The sequence below is a fragment of the Kitasatospora sp. NBC_01560 genome, assembly GCF_045208415.1.
GTDB lineage: Bacteria > Actinomycetota > Actinomycetes > Streptomycetales > Streptomycetaceae > Kitasatospora.
Genome location: NZ_CP109364.1, coordinates 5,044,789 through 5,060,861, shown reverse-complemented (window position 1 = coordinate 5,060,861; position 16,073 = coordinate 5,044,789). Strand labels below are relative to the sequence as shown.

Genomic DNA, 16,073 nt, shown 5'->3' with positions numbered 1-16,073 from the left:
GTCCCGATGGCCGAGCAGCAGACGTCCGACGAGCGGAGCAACGGGCCGGTGGCCGTCGTGATCGGGCCGCGGCCGGAGCCGGTGCACGATGTCGCGGTGTACGCCTTCGACGGCATGACGCCGTTCGAACTCGGCGTGGTGGTCGAGGTGTTCGGGCTGGCCCGGCCGGAGTTGAGCGGGCTGCTGGCCGCCCCCTGGTACGGGCTGAAGGTCTGCGCGGACCGGCCGGACACCGCCCTGCACGCCGTCGGCGGCTTCTCGCTGACCGCCCACCACGGCCTCGACGACCTGGCCGCCGCCGACACCGTGGTGATCCCCGGGGTGCCGAACGCCTTCAGCGGCGAGGTCTCCCCCGGCCTGGTCGCCGCGCTGCGCACGGCGCACGAACGCGGCGCCCGGATCGTCTCGATCTGCTCGGGCGCCTTCGCACTGGCCGCCGCCGGGCTGCTGGACGGCCGGGAGGCCACCACGCACTGGCGGTACGCCGAGCTGCTCCAGCAGCGCCACCCGTCCGTGCGGGTCAACCCGGACGTGCTCTACGTGGACACCGGCTCCGTGCTGACCAGCGCGGGCAGCGCCGCCGGGATCGACCTCTGCCTCCACCTCGTCCGCCGGGACCACGGCGCCAAGGTGGCCAACAACGTGGCCCGGCGCTTCGTGGTGCCCCCGCACCGGGACGGCGGGCAGGCCCAGTTCATCGAGGCCGCCGTCCGGCCGGTCGAGGAGGAGGACGACGGTGTCGCGCGGTCCATGCAGTGGGCGCTGGACCATCTCGGCGCTCCGCTGACCGTGCCCCTGCTGGCCCGCGCCGCCCGGATGTCCGACCGCTCCTACCTGCGGCACTTCACCGCCCGCAACGGGACCAGCCCGATGCGCTGGGTCGTCACCCAGCGCATCGCGGCCAGCCTGCCGCTGCTCGAATCCCCCGACGGCTCGGTGGAGGAGATCGCCACCGCGGTCGGGTTCGAGAGCGCCGCGACCTTCCGCCACCACTTCGGGCGGGTGATGCGGACCTCCCCCACCGCCTACCGCCGCAGCTTCGGCCGCGGGGTGGCCTGACCCGCCCGCCGGGGCTCGGGGGATGCGGGGCCCCGTCGGCGCGGCGGCCGCGGCCCCGGGCTACACCGGCTCGCCGGTGCGGAAGGCCGCGTTGGCCAGCATGGCGTCGTGCAGCCACCGGGCCAGGCCCGGCGCGAGCTGCTCGTAGACGTCGGCGAAGCGCTGGTCCGCGAGGTACAGCGCGGCCAGGCCCCGGTGGATCTCGAAGGTGCAGTCGTAGAAGTTGCCGCAGATGTGCTGCCGGTGGACCTCCGCGAGGTCCATGGCCGGACCACCGTCGGCGGGCTCGCCGGCGGTGAAGGCCGCGACCAGGCGGGCGTTGAGCGCGTCCGCCTCGGCCTTGATCCGCTGCCAGTCGGCCTTGTCGTAGCCGCCGGTGCGGCGCTGGGACTGCGCCCAGGCCTCGGTGTCGCCCCAGCGCTGCTCGGCCTCGCCCTCCCACTCCTCCCGGTAGGACTCGCCGAAGACCTCGAACTTCTCCTCCGGGGTCAGCTGGATACCCATCTTCTCTGCCTCCATGGCGTGTTCGACGGCCGCGGCCAGCTCCTGGAGGTGGGCGATGCGGTCGGTCAGCAACCGGTGCTGGCGCCGCAGGTGCTCGCCCGGGGTGACCGAGTGGTCGTCCAGGATGGCCGCGATCTCTTCCAGGGGGAACCCGAGTTCGCGGTAGAACAGGATCCGCTGCAGCCGGTTGAGATCGGCGTCCCGGTACCGGCGGTAGCCGGCCGGGGTACGGCCCTGCGGGCAGAGCAGTCCGATCTCGTCGTAGTGGTGCAGGGTGCGGACGGTGACCTTGGCGACCTTCGCCACCTCACCGACCGAGTAGCTTCCGCTCATCCGGGTCTCTCCCTTCTCGCTGACCACGACCCTCCTGCCTCCCGTTGCGTGAGGGTCAAGTCGGTGGGGTCGATTCGTGGGGTCAGGTCGTGACGTCGAGTCGTGGGGTTCGCGTCCAGTGTCGCGGGCCCCGTGCGCCCCGGGAGTGGTCGGCCCCGTGCGAGTCTCCGAGCGCGGGCCCCCGGACGGGCCCCCGCTTGGACGAAGCCGACTATTGCCGGGCCGGGGTGACGGCCAGCACCATGGCGCCATGACGAGCACCCCTGCGCCCCTGGTACGACGGCTGGCCGCGGAGGCGGTCGGGACGACGGCGCTCGCCGCCGTGGTGGTCGGCTCGGGCATCCGGGCCGCCGCGCTCAGCCCGGACGGCGGCGTCCGGTTCCTCGCCAACGTCGGCGCCTCGGCCCTCGCCCTGGTGGTGCTGATAGAACTGCTCGGCCCGGTCTCCGGCGGACACTTCAACCCGCTGGTGACGGCGGGCGCCTGGTGGGCCGGCCGGCGCGACGGCAGCGGGCCGACGCTGCGGGAGCTCGCCGGGTACGCCGCCGCGCAGACCGCCGGTGCGGTGGCCGGGACGGGCCTGGCCAACGTGATGTTCGGGCGGCCGTTCGCCGAGCCCTCCGGGCAGGGGCGGGACGGCCTCACCCTCTGGATCGGCGAGGCGGTGGCCACCGGGACGCTGCTGCTGGTGGTGGCCGGGCTGTCCGGCAGCGGACGCGGCCGGCTGGTGCCGGCGGCGGTCGGCCTCTGGGTGGCCGCGGCCTGCTGGGCCACCTCCTCGGGCGGCTTCGCCAACCCGGCCGTCACCCTCGGGCGGGCGCTGACCGACAGCTACACGGGGATCGCGCCCGGCTCGGTGCCCGGCTTCGTGCTCGCCCAGCTGGCCGGGGCGGCGGCCGGTGTGGCGCTGGCCGCGGTGCTGTTCGGCCGGTTCCGGCCGGGGCGGCCCGCCGCGGTGCCGGACGACGCGCGCGACCTCGTCGCGGGCTGAGCCGGGCGGCCGACAGGGCGACCGCCGGCCCGCGCCGTCGGGCTACGACACCGCGGGCCGGCGCCGCGTTACGACGCCGCGCCCACCAGCGTCCGCTCCCGCCGCCGTCCCCGCCGGCCGCCCGGCGCACCGCCCCCGGCCCGCGGCCGGCGGGCCGGCCGGGTGGGCCAGAGCAGCACGTAGCCGGCCGAGACGACCACGAAGGCGAGCCGGACCAGGCCGCGTGCCGAGTCCGACGGGATCAGCAGGGTGCCCCCGTACAGCGCGGCCAGGGCGATCCAGCTCCACCACGGCACCAGCCGCTTCTGCCCGACGGCGTCCCAGAGCAGGGTGCCGAGCAGGATCGAGGCGGTGTAGTAGGTGTAGACGCTGGGGTCGAGCAGGATCCGGGCGTCCGCCCCCAGCAGGACGACGGCCGGCCAGCGGCCGCGCCAGACGGCGATGCTGCCCAGCCCCAGGCCGAGCGCGAACTGGGTGGGGCGGTCCCACCACGGGGTGGCCGGGTCGGTCACCCCGAACCAGCGCAGCGCGGAGGCGGGCTGGTTGGGGATGGTGAACCGGGCGGCGGCCACCGTGTCCAGGTTGCCCAGGTAGAAGGGCAGCCAGGCCACCGCCACCAGCCCGGCGAACCAGAGCGCGGTGCGCAGCCAGGCCGGCCGGGGCAGCGCGAGGATCAGCGGGGCGAAGGCCAGGGCCCACGGCTTGGAGTCCACGGCCATCGCCAGCCAGAGGGCGACCTGGACGGGCTTGCCGCGGCTGAGCGCGTGCGCGGCCAGGGTGGTGAAGAAGAGCGCCAGGACGTCGTCCAGGTGCGCGAAGCGGACCGAGACCTCCACCCACATCGGGATGAACGCCAGCCCGGCGACCAGCAGCCGCTGCTGGAGCCGGCGGTGGTTGGTGCCGGTGCCGAGGTAGTACCAGGCCGCGGTGCGCCCGACCAGCACGAGCATCACCAGGCCCAGGCCCGACATCGCCGCCTCGGCCAGCACCTGGCCGGTGTGGGCGGGGAACGGGTCGAAGAGCCGGGCCGCCGCCAGGCTGACCGGGCCGATCTGCAGCTCGGGGTGGTGCGCGTAGAGCGAGAGCCCGCCGTCGACGTGGTCGCTGAAGAGCAGCTCCTCGCCCTGGCGCAGGTAGTGCCAGGAGAAGCCGCCGCTGGGCTCCACCAGCAGGAACCAGAGCACCGTCCAGGCGACCAGCAGGACGTGGTGTCTGCGGAGCGGCAGGCCCGCGATCCGCCCGGTGGCGGCCTCGTAGTCGGTCCTGACCCGCGCCGAACGTGCTCCCCGCACCCTGTACCTCTCCGCGCCGTTCCGCCCCCCTCCGGCCGGTCATCCTAGTTGACCGGGGGAAAGCGGACGCGCCCCTCGGGAGTCCGGCGAAACGGACTCCCGAGGGGCGCGGCGGGCGTGGGCCGGGATCAGCCCTGCTGGGCGCCCTTGCGGCGGCGGAGCACCACGAGGGTGCCGGCACCGGCCGCGAGGACGGCACCGCCGGCGATCGCGATGGCGGTGGTGTTGTCACCGCCACCGGTCTGGGCCAGCGCCTTGTCCGCGTTGTCGGCGGCGGTCTTGGCCTTGGTGACGGCGGCCGGGGTCAGCTTCGGCGCGGGCACGGTCGGGACCGCCACCGGGAAGTCGATCGGCAGCTGGGCGCCGTTGCTGGTGCTCACGGCCGGGGCCGGGGCGGAGCTGGTGGCGGACGCGCTCGGCGAGGTGGTCGCGGTCGGCGACGCGGAGCCGGTGGCCGTCGGGGTGGCGGTCGGCGACGCGGTGGTGGTCGCGGTGGCCGTCGCGGTCGCGGTCGGCGACGCGGTGCCGGTGGCGGTCGGGGTACCCGTCGGCGACGCGGTGGTGGTCGCGGTCGGCGAGGTGGAGCCGCTCGGCGAGTGGCTGGTCGTCGGGGTCGGCTTGCCGGTGGTCGGCTTCGCCGTGCTGGGGGTGGCGGTGGGGCTCGGCTTGCCGCCGCCGGCCTTGATGGTGAAGCCCGCGCCGCGGATGCCGTCGCAGCTGAAGTGGCCCTCGCCGACCGGCTCGTGGGTCTTGTCGTCGAGCTGCGCGGAGAACACCACCGGCACCACGCCGGCCTTGCCGAGCGGGGCGTCCTTGGTGAAGGAGACCCGCACCTTGATGTCGAGGTTCTTGCCCTGGTTGACGACCTGCAGGGCGTCGTCACCGACGTTGCCGTCCGGGGTGACGGCGCCGAGCAGCGTCAGCACCGCGTCGTCGTCGGAGTCACCGCCGCCGGGGGCGACCGAGCCGGGCAGCCACTGACCGCCGGGGAGCTGGTACTCGACCTTGAGGTCACCGGCCTCCAGGCTGCCCTCGCGGTTCTTGAACTTGAGCAGCGGGATGAGGACGAAGTCGTGCTTGGTCGAGTTGTCGATCTTGAAGCTGAACTCGCGGGCGTCGCCACCCGCTATGAAGGTGTCCGGCACGCCGTGCACGGACAGACCGAGGCTCTGGTTCGACGCCTTGTCCGCCTGCGGCGCGGCCGCGGACGGGGAGCCGGTGGTGCCGGCGGCCATGGCACCCTGGGCGCCCGTCAGCACCAGGGAGGAGGCGATCGCGGCGGCACCGGCGAAGGCAAGACTGCGACGGATGGTCATGGACAAGGAAGACCTCACGAGAGAGTCCGGGTACGGCCCGGGGGGCGCGACGGGGCGGGGCTGTCCGAGCAGCCCTCCGCCCGCGAAGCTGAAAGTCCGACGGAGACTACCCGGGGACCGGGCTACCCCGGAAGGCGGGTACCACGCTTCGTGCATCACTCCCGCCGGCGCCTGTCCGATTGGCCCAACTCCGTCACCGGGTAGGGCTTTTGCGCCGACCGCCGAATCGCCCTGCGTGACCGGTACACGTCCGGTCCGCGGGCCCCGCACGCCCCCTGCGCGCCCCCTGATGCTCACAGCGCTCCGGGGGCGCGCAGGGACGGCGGACGGCGGGCAGCGGGCAGCCTGCGGCCTTGGGCGCTCCGGGGAACGTCAGCCGGCGAAGAAGGACTCGGCGGCAGCCAGCGCCTGCTCGTCCTTCAGCACGTCGCCGGGGCGGGTGCCGTTGCCGAGCAGCGCGCCTCCCCAGCGCATGCCCAGGTAGTCGGCGCAGAGCCGCAGGGTGCCGATCAGCGGATCGGCCTTGTCCGGCTCGGTGGCGAGCGCGGTGACCGCCCAGATCGTCCCGCCGGCCATCCGGTCGCGGAAGTCCGCCCCGGGCACCCGCAGCCAGGCCGACCAGTGGTCGATGTAGAGCTTGGCGCTGGTCGGCAGCGAGTACCAGTACACCGGCGCGACGAAGACCAGGTCGGTCGCGGCCAGCGTGGCGTCCAGCAGGGTGCGCTCGTGCCCGGCCGGCTCGCCGAAGCCCTCCTCGGTGTGCCGGCGGTCCTCGAAGGGCGGCAGCGGGTACTCGCTCAGCCGCAGCCAGCGCTGCTCGGCGCCGGCCGGCAGGCTCGCCCGGGCAGCCCGCTCGGCGAGCTGCTCGGAGTTGCCGCCCACCCTCGAACTGGCGTTGAGGAAGAGGAAACTGCGCGGCTCCGCGGAACCGGAGTGCTGCTCGGACATCGGGACCCCCAGGTGCTGTCGACTCGACAAAGAGTTCGAGTCTACGACCCGGCCGGCGGCGGCCCGGAGGGCCCGGGCGGAACCGGCCGGTCCGTATAGAGGTGCATCAGGGCGCCCAGCGTCGGATCGCGGCGCAGGCCCCGGTCGACCAGGCCGAGCCGGAGCGCGACGCTGCGGGAGCCCGCATTGTGGGGGTGGATCCAGGCCACCAGCGGCACGTCCGGCGTGTGCCGCCGGGCGGCGGTGGCGGCGGCCCGGGCCAGCTCGGTGGCGTAGCCGCGGCCCCGGTGCGCCGGATCCAACCGGTAGTAGAGGTTCCAGAAACCGGTGGCCGCCTGGAGCTGGACGCCACCGACGCCGACCACCGTGCCGTCGGCGGCCAGCCGGGCCGTCCAGTAGCTCAACCCGTCCGACTCCCAGCGGCTGACGGCCCGCTCGATCCAGGCCCGGGTGGTCCCCTCGTCCCGGTGGCGGCCCTCGGGGAAGTGCTCCCACGCCCGCGGGTCGGAGTTGATCCGGAACAGTGCGCCGAGATCGCCGGTGCAGACCGCGCGCAGCTCCAGCCGGTCGGTGCGGACCGACCGGGGTTCACCGGGGCGGGCGCCGGCCGCGGGCGTCACCGCGCGACCCCGGGCAGGCCGTCCGGCGCCGGGCACCGGGGCCCGCCCGGGCCCCACCGGACGGACCGTCGGACGGCGGGGCGAACGGATCGTCGGACGGCGGGGCGAACGGCAGGACGGACGGACCGTCGGACGGCGACGAGTGGCGTTGCGGAGGTGGTCACTCCGGCAGACCGGCCCGGCGGCGGGCGACGGCCGCGACGGCCGCCCAGTCCTTCTCACCGTCCCCGTGTGCCAGTGCGTCCAGGAAAGCGTCCCGCAGCACGCTGCCGAAGGGCAGCGGCACGTGGGCCGCGGCGCCGGCACTGAGGGCGAGGCCGACGTCCTTCAGGCCCAGCGGGAGCCGGAAGCCGGCCGGCTCGTACCGGCGCTCGGCGACCATCGCGCCGTACCCCGAGTAGACCGGCCCGGGGAAGAGCGTGCCGGTGAGCATCTCGATCAGGTCGGTCGGCCGCACCCCGTTGGCCTCGGCCAGGCTGCAGGCCTCGGCCATCGACTCGATGGCGCAGGCCAGCAGGAAGTTGGCGCTGATCTTGGCGGTGTTGGCCTGCCGCGGGCGATCGCCGAAGTACCAGGTGCGGCGGCCCATCGCGGCGAACAGCGGCTCCGCGGCGGCGAGTGCCTCGGCGCTCCCGGCGGCCAGGATGTTCAGTTCACCGGCCGCCGCCACCGGGGGCCGGCCGAGCACCGGCGCGGCGACATAGCCGATGCCGTGTTCGGCGTGCAGTGCCTCGGCGCGCTCGGCGAGCTCCACCGAGACGGTGGCCGCGTTGACGTGCAGCGTGGCCGTCGCCCCGGCCAGCAGGGCCGGGTCGAGCAGCAGCCGCTCGACCGTCTCGTCGTTGGGGAGCATCGAGACCACCGCCTCGGCGGCGAAGGCCTCGGCCGGGCTGCCGGCGGCCTCGGCACCCTGGGCCACCAGCGCGGCGACCGGCCCGGGCGAACGGTTCCAGACCCGCACCCGGTGGCCGGCCCGCAAGAGGCTGGCGGCCATGCCCTGCCCCATCGCACCGAGCCCCACGAAGCCGACCGTCGTCCCGGCCATCGCACTCTCCCGTCGTCGGCCGGCGGGCCCCCGCCGGCGGGCCGTCGGGCGGCCCCTCGGCCGGCCGTCCGGCCACGATCCGTCGCATCCGACTGTACGTCAGGGCCCGGCGGGCGCCGGCGGGCGGTGGGCAGCGGTGGGCAGCAGGCGACGCGGAAGTCGGGCAGGACGGGCAGGACGGGCAGGACTGTCAGGTCGGGCCGGACGGTCAGGCGACCCAGGCCCGTCGCACCAGTGCGGGTGCCGGGGCCGGGCCCGCCTCCAGCTCGGCGAGGACCCGGTGGCGCAGCAGCTCGTACTGGGCCTGGAGCCGGCCCGGGCGCTGCGGGCGGGCGACCGGACGGCCGGGGCCGACCAGCTCCTCGGGGCCGAACTGCTCGCGGGTGAGGTCGATCTCGACGCCGGTGGCGAACCGGTTCCACCAGTGCAGGTCCGTCCGGACCCCGCCGACGTGCACCTCGCCCATCATCAGCTCGCCGCCGAGCAGGTCGTGCAGCACCATCGCCGTCACCCCGCACTGGCCGCGGGCGGGATTGTCGGGACGCCAGTGGGCCAAGTCCTCGGGCGCACAGGTGTCGACACCCCAGGAGGAGCGGATCGCACGTTCGATGTCGTTGAGGGTCCACGCCGTCATACCCGGAAGCCTGCCACGCGCCACCGACAGCGGCACGCGGCTTTTCAGTCGGCCACCCCCTGTTCTGCGCCGACCTTCTCGATCTTCACCCGTACGAGCAGCTCGCCCGGCACGCCGTTCCGGGCCCCGTACTGCTCGGCGCGGTCCTCGCCCATGTACCGGGCGGCGATCCGGGTGGCCCAGGCCCGCACCTCGGGGAGGTCGTCGCTGAGCCGGGCGGTGCCCTGCACCAGGACGCGGGCGAACGGCGGCCGTTCGTCGTCCACGCAGAGCATGACCCGGCCGTCGCGGGCCAGGGTCCGGCCCTTGACGGTGTCGGCGCCGGTGTTGAAGACGATCTCGTCGCCGTCCAGCAGGAACCAGACCGGCGCGACGTGCGGCCGGCCGTCGGCCCGGGTGGTGGCGATCTTGGCGGTGCGGGTGCCGGCGGAGAGGAAGGCGCGCCACTCGGCCTCGGTCATGTGAGCCATGCCCCCATCCTGACCGCTCCGGTGCGGCCGCGCACCGGGGTTGGGCGGGGAGCGCCCGGAGCCGCCGGGGTGGTGGGGGCCACCCCGGCGCCGGGCCGCCGCGGCCGCTACTTGGCGAGCGCCGCGACACCCGCCTGGGCGAACTGCTCGTCCAGGTCCCCGCTGGGCGCGCCCGCGACGCCGATCGCCGCGATCGGCGCGCCCTTGGCCTGGACGGGGGCGCCGCCGGCCAGGAACAGCGTGCCGGGGATGTCCTTCAGGTTCGGCGCCTGGGCGAGGCGCTTGGCCAGCTCGGAGGTCGGCGCGTTCCACGAGACGGCCGTGAACGCCTTGCGCTCGGCGGACTCCGGCGACTGCGGGCCGGCCCCGTCGCCCTTGAGCAGAACCCGGGTGATGCCGTCCCGGTCCACCACCGCGACCGAGACGTGCTGACCGGCCTTGCCGGCCGCGTCCAGGGTGGCCTGGGCGGCCTTGGTGGCGGCCTCGATGGTCAGGCCGGTCGTCTGGGTGAGGTTGCGGTTCTGGGTGTCGGCCTTCACCGCGGCCGCGGCGGCCGGGGTCTCGGAGGTGTCGGCGCTGGCCGAGACGGCGCCGACGGTGGCGGCCGCCAGCGCGGCGGCGGCGACGGTGCCGGTCAGCACCCGGGTGCGCACGGAGATCTTCTTCATGGTCCTGCTCCTCGTCGGATCGGTCGGTACGACGGCCGGGGGTCGGCCGGGGCGACGGCCGGAACCGGGGGGACCGGGTCGGGCTCGGCGGCTTCGGTACCGATCCTCCGGCCGGTGGCCCCCTCGCCACATCGGCGGTCCGGCGACGGCTCGCGCGCACGACGGTTGACGCCCGGGTCAGCCGATCGGCTGATGCGCACCCCGGCCGAACGGGACACCATCGAAGGATCGGCCCAGGTCAGTACCGGTCCGGGTGCCGGGCGCCCGGGAGCGGTGGGCACGGCGACCGGCAGCCCCGGCCGCCGAGCGCAGTGAGGAGCGACGACGTGGAGCAGCCCCGCCCCGGCACCCCCGCGCCCGGCGCCCGGTCCGCCGACGCTGCTGCTGCCGCCGCCGATCCGGACGCCGTCCGGCTGGTCGTCCTGCTCGACTCCGCCTTCCTGCTGCTGCTCGCCACCGCGCTCGGCCGCTATCTCTCCCACCACCCCGGCAGCCCCCGGATCCCCTGGGTGATCGGCCTCGGCCTGGCCCTGGCCGTCGCGCAGCCGGCCGGCTCCTGGCTGGCGCACCGCCGGCCGCCAGCCCCCGGGCAGCACCGCCGGCTCTGGCCGCTGGCCCTGGTGGTCGCGCTCTGGGTGGTCCTGGTGCTGCTGGCGCCGAGCTTCGCCTGGTGCGCCGTCCCGCTGGTCTACACGGCATTGCGCACGCTGCCGGCCCGGGCGGCGATCCCGCTGGTGGCGGCGCTCACGCTGCTGGTGGTGGTCGGCGAGGTCCGGCTGCCGGGCGCGGCGGACGCCAACCTGATCCTGCTGCCGCCCGCGGTGGCCGCGCTGGCCACCGCCGTCTTCCTGCACATGGAGCGGCAGGCCGGGCAGCAGCGCGAGCTGATCGCCGACCTGCGCCGCACCCGGCGCGAACTCGCCGCCACCGAGCGGCGGGAGGGCACCCTGGCCGAGCGCGAGCGGCTGGCCATGGAGATCCACGACACCCTGGCCCAGGGCCTCTCCAGCCAGCAGATGCTGCTCCAGGCCGCCGACCGCACCTGGGACGCCGATCCGGCCACCGCCCGCACCCACGTCCGCACCGCCGCCGGGGTGGCGGCCCGCAATCTGGCCGAGGCCCGCCGCTTCGTCCACGACCTCGCGCCGGCGGAGCTCGCCGACGGCCGCACCCTCGACCAGGCGCTGGGCGCGCTGGCCGGGCGGGAGTCGGCCGAGAGCGGCCTGCCGGTCCGGTTCCTGCTGGACGGCGCCGCGGTGCCGCTGCCCGCGGCCGCGCAGTCGGCGCTGCTGCGGATCGCCCAGGGCGCGCTGGCCAACGTCCGGGAGCACGCGGGCGCCTCGGCGGCCGTGCTGACCCTCTCCTACCTCGGCGACCAGGTCGTCCTGGACATCGCCGACGACGGCCGGGGCTTCCGCACCGACACTCCGGACGCGCCCGACGCGCCCGGCGGTCCCGGCGGTCCCGGCGGCCCGGGTGCGGACGGCGGGCGCGGGCACGGACTGCCGGCGATGCGGGCCCGGCTGCGCCAGCTCGGTGGCACCCTGACGGTCGAGAGCACCCCCGGCGAGGGCACCGTCGTCTCCGCCGCGATCCCCCTGGAGCACCGATGAGCAGCACCTCCGCGACACCGCCGGTCCGCCTGCTGGTCTGCGACGACCACGCCGTCGTCCGGGCCGGCCTGCTGGCGCTGCTGGCCAGTGCCGGGGACATCGAGGTGGTCGGCGAGGCGAGCGACGGCGAGGAGGCCGTCGCACTGGCCGCCCGGCTCGCGCCGCAGGTCGTGCTGATGGACCTCCAGCTCGGCGAGGGCATCGACGGGGTGGAGGCCACCCGCCGGATCACCGCCGTGCCCGGCGCCCCGCACGTCCTGGTGCTCACCACGTACGACACCGACGCCGACATCACCCGGGCGATCGGCGCGGGGGCCACCGGCTACCTGCTCAAGGCCGAGCGGCCGGAGGAGCTGTTCGCCGCGGTGCACGCGGCGGCGCTCGGCCGGACGGTGCTGTCGCCGCCGGTGGCGTCCCGGGTGATGGCCCAGATGCGGGCCCCGCTGCCGCAGCTCACCGAGCGCGAGCAGGACATCCTGGCCCAGCTCGCGCAGGGCCTCGGCAACCGGGAGATCGCCCGGGCCCTGTTCATCAGCGAGGCCACGGTGAAGACCCATCTGGGCCGGATCTACGACAAGCTGGGCGTCGACACCCGGTCCGGCGCGGTGGCGGTGGCCAAGGAGCGCCGGCTGCTGCGCTGAGCCCCGTCGCCGGGGCGCCGCCTCACTCCATGGCGCTCCAGAACGGGCTGCACACCTCCGGGACCAGTGCCCGGTGCTGCGCGGAGCCCTCGCCCCCGCCCCACCCCTCCGAGCGGTCCACCCCGGGCGAGACCGCCGTCAGCCGGGCCTCGCCCAGCTCGCCGTACTCCAGCGCGAGGCGGTAGCCGTCCGGGGTGACCGCGACCAGGCCCGGCAGTGCGCGGCAGGCGTTCACCGAGGTGACCGTCCAGCCGCGGCGCCGCCAGTGCGCCTCGATCCGCTCCGGCAGCACGGCGCGGCGGGCCGCCGAGACGATGGTGAGGATGTCCCGGCTGCGGCCGGCGTACCAGTGCACGGCCGCGTCGTCCGGGCCGGAGCCTGGGACGGGCAGCCACGCGCCGGACCGGGCGGCGCCGTGCCGCCAGACCAGGGCGGGCCGGACGGCGTCCAGGGTGTCCTGCAGCAGGCGGTCGCAGCGCTCGGCCGCCGCGGCCTGGTCGGTGCGGGCGGCCGGCCCCCGCAGGGAGGGGACGGGCGGCACGCCGGCTGCCGACGGCCACGCTCCGACGGGCGTCTCGACGTTCACTTCGGCACCACCTGGCTGCACCGGGCCCTCCGTCTTCCCCCGGGGTTCGCCCGGGAAGGGTTTCCGTTCCTCTGCACTCCCCTGGACGGCGGGCCGCGCCGCCCAGTTCCACGGCCGGCGCGGGTCGGCCGCACCGCCCGGACCCCGAGCGTAAACTGCACCGAGTAGTGCAATCCACCGTGAGGGAGAGACCGTCCGATGCCCCCAGGGACCTCAGCAGCCTCCGGAACGCCCGCCCCGGCCGCCGGCTCGCGCCGGATGCCGGAGAAACGGCAGGCCATCACCCGTGCGGCCGGCACGGTGTTCGGCCGCGAGGGGTACACCCGGGCCAGCGTGGATGCCATCGCCGCCGAGGCCGGGGTGTCCAAGCGCACCGTCTACAACCACTTCGGCGACAAGGAGAAGCTGTTCCTCTCCGTCGCCCTGGAGACCGCCGGCGAACTGACCGAGATCATCGCCGGCCTGGCCGACCGGCACCTGCACAAGATCGTCGACCTGGAGGCCGACCTCACCGCCTTCGCCCTCGACCGCGCCCGTGCCGTCCTCACGGCGGGTGACCACTACGCGCTCGGCCGGACGATCCGCGCCGAGGCCGGCAACATCCCCCGCGACGTCCTGACCGCCTGGCTGGACGCCGGCCCGCTCGCCTCCCAGCGCGACATCGCCGGGCACTTCGGCCGCCTCGCCGAGCAGGGGCTGCTGCACCTGGAGGACGCGGCGACGGCCGCCGCCCAGTTCACCCTGCTGACCTTCAGCGGCGCGGCGGACGCCTCCTTCTTCGGTGCGATCGAACTGCCGGAGGCCGAGCTGACGGCCGGCGTCACCGCGGGCGTCCGGGCGTTCGTGCGCCTCTACGGCTGAGCCGGGCCCGCCTGCCGCCCGTCGGCGACCCGCACCACCGGCCTCCCCGCCGCCCGTCGGCGACCCGCACCACCGGCCTCCCCGCCGCCCACCGGCGGCCTGCACCACCGCCCCGCCTGCTGCGAGGGCCGGCCCCACCCCGGGGCCGGCCCTCGCAGCATGTCCACCCCCACCCTTCAAAGTGCACTGCACGGTGTAGTTGAATCCATGCCCTACACCGTGTAGTTTACTTTCTTGTCAGCACACCGCACCACCGCCCCGGAGGGACCCCCCATGCCCGTCGTCACCGTCGACACCGCCCGCATCTCCTACCGCGTCGTCGGCGAGGGCCCCGAGACCCTCGTCCTCGTCCACGGCACCGGCCCCGGCTCCGGCATGTGGGACCACCTGCTGGCGTCCTTCACCGACCGCTACACCGTGCTGCTGCCCGACCTGTCCGGCAGCGAGACCGCCGAGGACGACGGCGCCAGGCTGACCGTCGAGACCCTCGCCGCCCAGGTCAACGCCGTCATCGAGGACGCCGGCCGCGGGCCCGTCCACCTGGTCGGCTTCTCCCTCGGCGCGGTCGTCGCCACCGCCGCCGCGGCCCGCCGCCCCGAGCAGGTCCGCCGGCTGGTCGCCGCCGCGGGGTGGATCAACGCGGAGGACGAGTACCTGCGCAACATGATGACCGTCTGGGCCGCCCTGGCCGGCGACCCGGCCACCTTCGGCCGTTACGCCACCCTCACCGCGTTCAGCGGCGGCTTCCTCAACCGGATCGGCCGCGAGGCCGTCGAGGCCAACGCCGCCTTCATGCGCCCGACCCCCGGCACCCTGCGGCACATCGCGCTCGACCTCGACCTCGACATCACCGCACTGCTCCCCCGCGTCCAGGCCCCGACCCTGGTGATCGGCTGCACCCAGGACGCCACCGTCCCGGTGGCGAACGCCCGCCGCCTGCACGCGGCCATCGCCGACAGCGAGTACGCCGAGTTCGACACCGGCCACGTCGTGCTCTTCGAGCAGCCCGAGGCCTTCACCACGGCCGTCCTCGACTTCCTCACCGTCGCCCCGGCCGCCGCATGACGGGCACTGCACGACGGGCACCGGCGTCGGTCCCGGCGCCGGCGCCGGGCGAGCACCAGGAGCACGCAACCGCCCGGGCGGCAAGGCCCGCACCAGATCGTCCGATAACCGATCCCCCCGGGAACACGACGTGATGGCTCGTCAGTTCACGGAAGGAGCGGGCCCGCACGCAGCACCCGCACCCACCCGCTGATCGACTGTCAGGAGTCACCCGTGCGCATACTCTTCACCGGCCCGGCCTCGGCCGGCCACATCTTCCCGATGATCCCGACCGCCCAGGCCCTGCGGGCCGCCGGGCACGAGATCCTCTTCGGCGCCTCGAAGCCGCTGGACACCGTCCGCTCGGCCGGGTTCCCGATCGTCGAGGTCGGCGACGGCCGCACCGTCCGGGAGGTGTTCGAGGAGTTCTCCGGCGGCAGGCTCCGCTACGTCGCCCCCGACCTGACGCAGGATCAGATCCTCGACAACGCGGCCCGGGCCTTCGCCCTCGCCTCCCGCTCCACCGCGGACGACCTGCTGTCCGTGGCCGGCGACTGGGGCGCCGACATGATCGTCCATGACTCCTTCCAGGCCGCCGCCTCCCTGGTCGCCGCCAAGTTCAAGATCCCCTCGGTGGTCCAGAACTTCGGCGTCACCTCGGGCCTGGCCATGATCGCCCGGATGGCCCCGCACTTCGCCGACCTCTACGAGGCGCACGGCCTGGCCGGCCCCGCCCCGGCCACCGCGGTGAACCTCGTCCCGGCCTCCCTCGGCGGCGACCCGGACGGCCTGCGGATGCGCTACGTCCCCTACAACGGCGGCGGCGTCGTCCCCGCCGCGCTGCTCCGCCGAGGCGCCCGCCCGCGCGTCGCCGTCACCCTGGGCACCGTGCTCACCGAGATGGACGGCGTCAACGCCATCGTCCGGCTGATCGAGGCCGCCGCCGCGGTGGACGCGGAGTTCCTGCTCGCCGTCGGCGACGCCGACCTCGCGCCGCTCGGCACCCTCCCGGACAAAGTCCGCCCGCTCCCGTGGGTACCGCTCGCCGAACTGCTCACCACCGCCGACGCACTGATCCACCACGGTGGCTCCGGCACCATGCTCACCGCCGTCCAGGCCGGCCTGCCCCAGCTCTTCCTCCCCCAGGGCGCCGACCACTTCGCCAACGCCGCCGCCCTCACCGCCTCCGGCGCCGCCCTGAGCTCCGCCTCCGACGCCGTCGACACCGCCCTCCTGACCCGGCTGATCACCGACCCGGCGCTGCGCGAGGGCGCCGCCCGCCTCCGGGCCGAGAACGCCGCCCTCCCCACGCCCGCCGCCCTCGTCCCCGCCCTGGAGGCCCTCGCCACCGCCTGACCGGCGGCTATGCCGACCCGTGCGTCGGCGGGCATCCGGGCCACCTCCCGGGTGCCCGCCGACGCGGTGGCAGACCCCCGACACGGCTGGAA

16 protein-coding genes and 1 pseudogene are annotated in these 16,073 nt (G+C 75.5%); 7 read left to right on the top strand and 10 right to left on the bottom strand.

Annotated features, from left to right (window positions below; all coding sequences use genetic code 11):
* The first annotated feature begins 81 nt into the window (after positions 1–81).
* A complete protein-coding gene (locus OH807_RS22120) occupies positions 82–1,059 on the top strand; it encodes a helix-turn-helix domain-containing protein (RefSeq protein ID WP_406211115.1) in 978 nt (325 codons plus the stop codon).
* Between the two features lie 60 nt (positions 1,060–1,119).
* Here the strand turns inward: OH807_RS22120 and OH807_RS22115 are convergent, their stop codons facing one another.
* On the bottom strand, positions 1,120–1,896 hold the full coding sequence (locus OH807_RS22115) for a MerR family transcriptional regulator (RefSeq protein WP_406201581.1): 777 nt from the start codon (positions 1,894–1,896) through the stop codon (positions 1,120–1,122).
* Between the two features lie 250 nt (positions 1,897–2,146).
* Between OH807_RS22115 and OH807_RS22110 the strand changes: the two genes are divergently transcribed.
* A complete protein-coding gene (locus tag OH807_RS22110) occupies positions 2,147–2,887 on the top strand; it encodes an aquaporin (protein WP_406201579.1) in 741 nt (246 codons plus the stop codon).
* 68 nt (positions 2,888–2,955) lie between these two features.
* On the opposite strand, the gene OH807_RS22105 is transcribed toward OH807_RS22110, so the two are convergent.
* The 8 genes and pseudogenes from OH807_RS22105 to OH807_RS22070 form a co-directional block, all read right to left on the bottom strand.
* Positions 2,956–4,179, bottom strand: a complete 1,224-nt coding sequence (locus tag OH807_RS22105; protein ID WP_406201576.1) for a hypothetical protein — start codon at positions 4,177–4,179, stop codon at positions 2,956–2,958.
* Between the two features lie 128 nt (positions 4,180–4,307).
* Positions 4,308–5,495 carry an LPXTG cell wall anchor domain-containing protein gene (locus OH807_RS22100; protein WP_406201574.1) on the bottom strand — a complete coding sequence of 396 codons (1,188 nt, stop codon included), beginning with the start codon at positions 5,493–5,495 and terminating at the stop codon, positions 4,308–4,310.
* Between the two features lie 372 nt (positions 5,496–5,867).
* On the bottom strand, positions 5,868–6,443 hold the full coding sequence (locus OH807_RS22095; protein WP_406201572.1) for a flavodoxin family protein: 576 nt from the start codon (positions 6,441–6,443) through the stop codon (positions 5,868–5,870).
* 41 nt (positions 6,444–6,484) lie between these two features.
* A complete protein-coding gene (locus OH807_RS22090; protein WP_406201569.1) occupies positions 6,485–7,063 on the bottom strand; it encodes a GNAT family N-acetyltransferase in 579 nt (192 codons plus the stop codon).
* Between the two features lie 160 nt (positions 7,064–7,223).
* Positions 7,224–8,111 (bottom strand): annotated as a pseudogene (locus OH807_RS22085) (NAD(P)-dependent oxidoreductase); the annotation flags it as partial.
* A 205-nt stretch (positions 8,112–8,316) separates the two neighbouring features.
* Complete coding sequence (locus OH807_RS22080) at positions 8,317–8,742, bottom strand: hypothetical protein (protein ID WP_406201566.1); 426 nt, start codon at positions 8,740–8,742, stop codon at positions 8,317–8,319.
* A 44-nt stretch (positions 8,743–8,786) separates the two neighbouring features.
* On the bottom strand, positions 8,787–9,212 hold the full coding sequence (locus OH807_RS22075) for a PPOX class F420-dependent oxidoreductase (RefSeq protein WP_406201563.1): 426 nt from the start codon (positions 9,210–9,212) through the stop codon (positions 8,787–8,789).
* Between the two features lie 107 nt (positions 9,213–9,319).
* A complete protein-coding gene (locus tag OH807_RS22070) occupies positions 9,320–9,880 on the bottom strand; it encodes a heme-binding protein (protein ID WP_406201560.1) in 561 nt (186 codons plus the stop codon).
* A 326-nt stretch (positions 9,881–10,206) separates the two neighbouring features.
* Between OH807_RS22070 and OH807_RS22065 the strand changes: the two genes are divergently transcribed.
* Positions 10,207–11,493, top strand: a complete 1,287-nt coding sequence (locus OH807_RS22065; RefSeq protein ID WP_406201558.1) for a sensor histidine kinase — start codon at positions 10,207–10,209, stop codon at positions 11,491–11,493.
* Positions 11,490–12,134: a response regulator gene (locus OH807_RS22060; RefSeq protein ID WP_406201555.1), complete on the top strand. Its 645-nt coding sequence runs from the start codon at positions 11,490–11,492 to the stop codon at positions 12,132–12,134. The genes OH807_RS22065 and OH807_RS22060 overlap by 4 nt, the downstream gene beginning before the upstream one ends.
* Positions 12,135–12,156: 22 nt before the next feature.
* On the opposite strand, the gene OH807_RS22055 is transcribed toward OH807_RS22060, so the two are convergent.
* On the bottom strand, positions 12,157–12,720 hold the full coding sequence (locus OH807_RS22055; RefSeq protein WP_406201553.1) for a hypothetical protein: 564 nt from the start codon (positions 12,718–12,720) through the stop codon (positions 12,157–12,159).
* Between the two features lie 258 nt (positions 12,721–12,978).
* Between OH807_RS22055 and OH807_RS22050 the strand changes: the two genes are divergently transcribed.
* The 3 genes from OH807_RS22050 (at position 12,979) to OH807_RS22040 (ending at position 15,981) form a co-directional block, all read left to right on the top strand.
* The gene (locus tag OH807_RS22050) at positions 12,979–13,581 is read left to right on the top strand and encodes a TetR/AcrR family transcriptional regulator (RefSeq protein WP_406201551.1); all 603 of its coding nucleotides are present in this window, start codon (positions 12,979–12,981) and stop codon (positions 13,579–13,581) included.
* Positions 13,582–13,854: 273 nt separating this feature from the next.
* The gene (locus tag OH807_RS22045; RefSeq protein WP_406201548.1) at positions 13,855–14,646 is read left to right on the top strand and encodes an alpha/beta fold hydrolase; all 792 of its coding nucleotides are present in this window, start codon (positions 13,855–13,857) and stop codon (positions 14,644–14,646) included.
* Between the two features lie 213 nt (positions 14,647–14,859).
* Positions 14,860–15,981 (top strand): nucleotide disphospho-sugar-binding domain-containing protein, encoded by a 1,122-nt coding sequence (locus OH807_RS22040; RefSeq protein ID WP_406201546.1) that lies wholly within the window; start codon positions 14,860–14,862, stop codon positions 15,979–15,981.
* Positions 15,982–16,073: the final 92 nt, after the last annotated feature.

Excerpts from the sequence above, each read along its gene's own strand:
- OH807_RS22115 (WP_406201581.1), bottom strand. The coding sequence starts at position 1,896 with ATGAGCGGAAGCTACTCGGTCGGTGAGGTGGCGAAGGTCGCCAAGGTC.
- OH807_RS22095 (WP_406201572.1), bottom strand. The coding sequence starts at position 6,443 with ATGTCCGAGCAGCACTCCGGTTCCGCGGAGCCGCGCAGTTTCCTCTTC.
- OH807_RS22060 (WP_406201555.1), top strand. The coding sequence starts at position 11,490 with ATGAGCAGCACCTCCGCGACACCGCCGGTCCGCCTGCTGGTCTGCGAC.
- OH807_RS22070 (WP_406201560.1), bottom strand. The coding sequence starts at position 9,880 with ATGAAGAAGATCTCCGTGCGCACCCGGGTGCTGACCGGCACCGTCGCC.
- OH807_RS22050 (WP_406201551.1), top strand. The coding sequence starts at position 12,979 with ATGCCGGAGAAACGGCAGGCCATCACCCGTGCGGCCGGCACGGTGTTC.
- OH807_RS22110 (WP_406201579.1), top strand. The coding sequence starts at position 2,147 with ATGACGAGCACCCCTGCGCCCCTGGTACGACGGCTGGCCGCGGAGGCG.
- OH807_RS22045 (WP_406201548.1), top strand. The coding sequence starts at position 13,855 with ATGCCCGTCGTCACCGTCGACACCGCCCGCATCTCCTACCGCGTCGTC.
- OH807_RS22080 (WP_406201566.1), bottom strand. The coding sequence starts at position 8,742 with ATGACGGCGTGGACCCTCAACGACATCGAACGTGCGATCCGCTCCTCC.
- OH807_RS22100 (WP_406201574.1), bottom strand. The coding sequence starts at position 5,495 with ATGACCATCCGTCGCAGTCTTGCCTTCGCCGGTGCCGCCGCGATCGCC.
- OH807_RS22075 (WP_406201563.1), bottom strand. The coding sequence starts at position 9,212 with ATGGCTCACATGACCGAGGCCGAGTGGCGCGCCTTCCTCTCCGCCGGC.